The organism is Veillonella sp., from assembly GCF_015058545.1.
GTDB lineage: Bacteria > Bacillota > Negativicutes > Veillonellales > Veillonellaceae > Veillonella_A.
The window spans coordinates 1-4,084 of record NZ_SVCB01000028.1 but is presented as its reverse complement, the minus strand read 5'-3'; the positions used below and the strand labels follow the sequence as shown (position 1 = coordinate 4,084).

General features: G+C 41.0%; 3 protein-coding genes and 1 pseudogene. 3 read left to right on the top strand and 1 reads right to left on the bottom strand.

All coding sequences use genetic code 11. The features are described 5' to 3' along the window. Nucleotides 1-496 (top strand): annotated as a pseudogene (locus E7204_RS01540) (MFS transporter); the annotation flags it as partial. Between the two features lie 141 nt (nucleotides 497-637). Beyond that, nucleotides 638-2,650, top strand: coding sequence for an NAD(+) synthase (gene nadE / locus E7204_RS01535; protein ID WP_295180914.1), 2,013 nt, complete (start codon nucleotides 638-640; stop codon nucleotides 2,648-2,650). Between the two features lie 133 nt (nucleotides 2,651-2,783). On the opposite strand, the gene E7204_RS01530 is transcribed toward nadE, so the two are convergent. Then, nucleotides 2,784-3,284 carry a GNAT family N-acetyltransferase gene (locus tag E7204_RS01530; protein WP_295180912.1) on the bottom strand — a complete coding sequence of 167 codons (501 nt, stop codon included), beginning with the start codon at nucleotides 3,282-3,284 and terminating at the stop codon, nucleotides 2,784-2,786. A gap of 143 nt (nucleotides 3,285-3,427) precedes the next feature. Here E7204_RS01530 and E7204_RS01525 point away from each other — a divergent pair, with 143 nt between their 5' ends. After that, nucleotides 3,428-3,964: a LysR family transcriptional regulator gene (locus tag E7204_RS01525; RefSeq protein WP_295180910.1), complete on the top strand. Its 537-nt coding sequence runs from the start codon at nucleotides 3,428-3,430 to the stop codon at nucleotides 3,962-3,964. Nucleotides 3,965-4,084 lie beyond the last annotated feature (120 nt).

Sequence of the window (4,084 nt, the reverse complement as noted above, 5' to 3'; positions counted from 1 at the left end):
CTATTGGATTACCCATTTAGGTCAAACAACGGCATCCGGTAACTTAACCCTTTCTATTTATTTTGTTTGCGGCATCATTGTTACCGTCCTTGGCGGTACCTTAGCCGATCGCATTGGCTATGTCAAAGCCATTCGTTATTGCTACATCTCACTCGTACCAATCATGTTAGCCTTTACTCTAAGTGATTCTTACTGGCTCTCTATGATTCTGATTTTGCCATTGAGTTTCGGTATTTTTACCCAATACAGCCCTATGATTATTTTAGGTCAAGTATATTTAGCTAAAAACATCGGTTTTGCCTCCGGTATTACCTTGGGACTCGGCATTACCCTTGGCGGCATCGTGGCCCCGCTCATCGGTAAATTGGCAGATATGTACGGCCTTCAAACTGCTTGGCTCACTTTGAATCCGATTGTCTGGATTGCCTTACTGTCCACCTTCTTCATTACCGATTTGCCTCGTTTAAAAAATAAAATCACTACCGTTGAAAAATAAGGTATAATAAAACTGTCTAAGACGTATTGCACTAATATATCTTAGACAGTATTTTTACATTATGAATCTTTATAATATAAACCTTTATATTATAAACCTTTACATTATGAACTGTTCTCTTTTTCAAAATAAGGAGCTCCTATGATACGCATCGGTATGGGCCAAATTGAAATTACGCCCGGCAACCCCCGTAAAAACCGAGATACTATTTTACAAGCTATCGAATACGCTAAAGCCTTGCGCTTAGACCTATTAATTCTGCCCGAACTCGCTCTTAGCGGTTATCTCATCGGCGATGTATGGGATCAACCTGCTTTTGTCAACGAATGCGTAGCCATGGGCGAAACAATTATCAAGTCAACCGATAATATAGCGGTCATCTTCGGCAATGTAGGCCTCGATTCGGATAAAAGAAACTATGACGGGCGCCCCCGCAAATTTAATGCTATTTTTGCCGCTCAAAACGGCGAGCTCATTACTCCTCAGGAATCGCCCTATTCGTTTATTATTAAAACGCTCAATCCGAACTATCGCTTCTTCAATGAAGCTCGCTATTTTACGCCGCTACCGACTGTAGCGCAAGAGTTACATCGCCCGGTTGAGGAGTTGTTAGGCCTTTTACCATTTACTTTTAAAAACGGTGAAACGTTCAACGTAGCCCCACTCTTATGTGAAGATAGTTGGGATGAAAACTACTCCTTCTCACCAACGACGACGCTTGCGGATAAAAGCACCATTCAAGATGTGCCGATTGATGCATTTATCAATATTTCTGCATCCCCATTTACCCTTGGCAAAAACGAACGACGCCATCGCCTATTCAGTGAACGCGCTAAGGAATTAGAAACGCCTGTCTTCTACATTAATTCAGTGGGCTTACAGAATAATGGTAAATCCATTTGTACCTTTGACGGTCAATCAACCGTATACAATCAGGACGGTCAGGTAGTGACTCAATTACCGGCCTACGAAGCTACCGTGCAGCCTGTTTTAATGGCAAAAACAAGCGAAGCAACTACGGTTGAAAATGCTGACAGCCCGATTACTGAAAATAGCCGAAATGTAACGACGGAAGCACGCTACGAAATAGTAGATTTATACGATAACCAAACAGTGATTAAAATGCCTGTTAAATCAGAGGCACCGTCTGAAGTTGCTCAAATTTACCAAGCCCTTCACTACGGCTTGCAATCATTTTTAAAACAAACCGGCATCAAGAAAATCGTCATCGGCGTGTCCGGCGGTATAGACTCTGCGTTAAATGCAGCCCTCTACGCCACCGTATTAGACCCATCACAGATTTATTTGGTAAATATGCCGACCCGTTTCAATTCGACGGCCACCAAAGATTTAGCGGCACAGCTTACCAAAAACCTTGGTTGTCAGTATGCGGTTTGTCCGGTTGAGGATAGTTTAGCACTTACGGTTAACCAGTTTGAATCATTAACTTTTGAAGGTCCGAATGGCTCCGAACAAGTCAAAGTGAGCTCTTTTGTAAAAGAAAATATTCAAGCACGCGATCGTTCTGCTCGCATTCTGGCCGGCCTTGCGGCCTCTCTGGGCGGTGCTTTCACCTGCAACGGCAATAAGACGGAATTCACCATCGGTTATGCCACCTTATACGGTGATTTGGCCGGTTTTCTAGCCGCCTCCGGTGACCTTTGGAAATATCAGGTGTATGATTTAGCCAATTATTTAAACCGTGAAATCTTCAAGCGCGAAGTCATTCCCCAAGGTACCATCGATATCATTCCGAGCGCGGAATTATCTGAAAACCAGGATATCACCAAAGGTCAAGGCGATCCATTGCAGTACGAATATCATGACCGTTTATTTAAGAGCTTCATCGAACCTTGGAATCGCTTAACACCGGAAGATTTACTCTTAGCTTATAAAGATGGTCGTCTGGAAAAAGTTCTGGATTTGCCAAAACCGATTTCCCATTACTTCGCTACGGCAGCTGATTTTATTGCCGACTTGGAACGTTGGTGGAATTCTTTCGCCGGACTAGCCGTAGCCAAGCGAATTCAGAGTCCCCCTATCATTGTGGTCAGTCGTCGCGCTTACGGCGGTGATTTATTGGAATCACAAATGGCACCGTATTACACGGAAAAGTATTTTGAATTAAAAAAAGAATTATTACAGCTTCAATAACTATTATCGATTCAAAATAATATAACACTAAAAAAAGAAATTCCCCGGAAGGTCGAATTATTACCTTTCGGGGTATTTCTTTTTAGGGAAAATTTTATAAAAGAGTGATTAAAAGCGATAGGCCTAATGCATATTATAATAATTTATCATACGCTAATTTATCACCGTTTTGAAAAACAATGGTACCACAATAAACATAACCGTTCTTCTTCAAAATATGTTGCATTCGTTTATTTGGAAAATCCGTATCTACTCTAATGTATTTCACACCTTTATTGATACAAAGCTCATCTATTAAACCAAAAGCTATATCGGCAATGCCCTTGCCGCGAGCAATATTACTGAAAGCCATGCGATGAACTACGGCATAGGGTGCATCACTTCGCCATGCTCCATTAATATCATCATAAGCCGGTTCACCGTCAAAATCTATGCACATATAACCTAAAATATCCTTATCGGCCTTGATAACATACCCCTTTTTCTTCTCAATATCAGCTTCAATTGTATCGCGATTGGGATATGCTTCCGTCCATTGCACGAATCCCTGTTCTTTTTGAAAAGCACGCCCTTCTTCAATAATTTCATAGCACACTTCTAACTCTTTACTGTTTGCTAATTCAAGTGAATACATTATATTGCCTCCTCATATTCAAGTCTTTCAGCACCTCGTTGACAATCGTATTTTTCTCTGCTAGTATACCATCAATAGATAATTAAATATAATTGATGTTATTAAATATAAACTTCATTATTATCGAAGTATCGGAGATTCTTATGGAACTAAAATATTTACAGACCTTTAAAACTATTATTGAAGAAGGCAGCTTTACCAAAGCGGCAGAAAAACTCAACTATACGCAATCCACCATTACCTTCCAAGTCGGACAATTAGAACAAGAACTTTCGGTAAAATTATTTGAAAAAATCGGCCGACGAATGATGCTCACCAAAGCCGGTGAACAGTTATATCCCTATGTAACCGATGTTCTTACATCAGTTGAACGCTTGAATTGTTTTGAAAATGATTTGACGGAATATAAAGGCATTTTACGTATCGGCGTAGGCGAAACCCTGCTTTGTTATAAACTCTCACCGGTTTTGCAAAAATTCCACGATTTAGCTCCCAATACAAGACTCTTTTTACGGTCCATGAATTGTTATGACATCCGCAACGAGTTATTGGACGGTACCTTAGACCTCGGTATATTTTATGAAAACGTCGGAGGCTTTGGAGATAATTTAACAGTAGCTTCTTTTGGCAATTACCCTATGACCTTAGTTGCTTCGCCGGAAAATCATAACCACCCGTAGAACGGGTGGTTTGCTCTGACCCTATAAGGGTCTTTCTCTAGTGGTTGCCCTCTAAAGAGGGCTTTGAGTAATCTGACAACCACTCTATTATCACTGGCTGCCCCCTACTCGGGGGCTTTT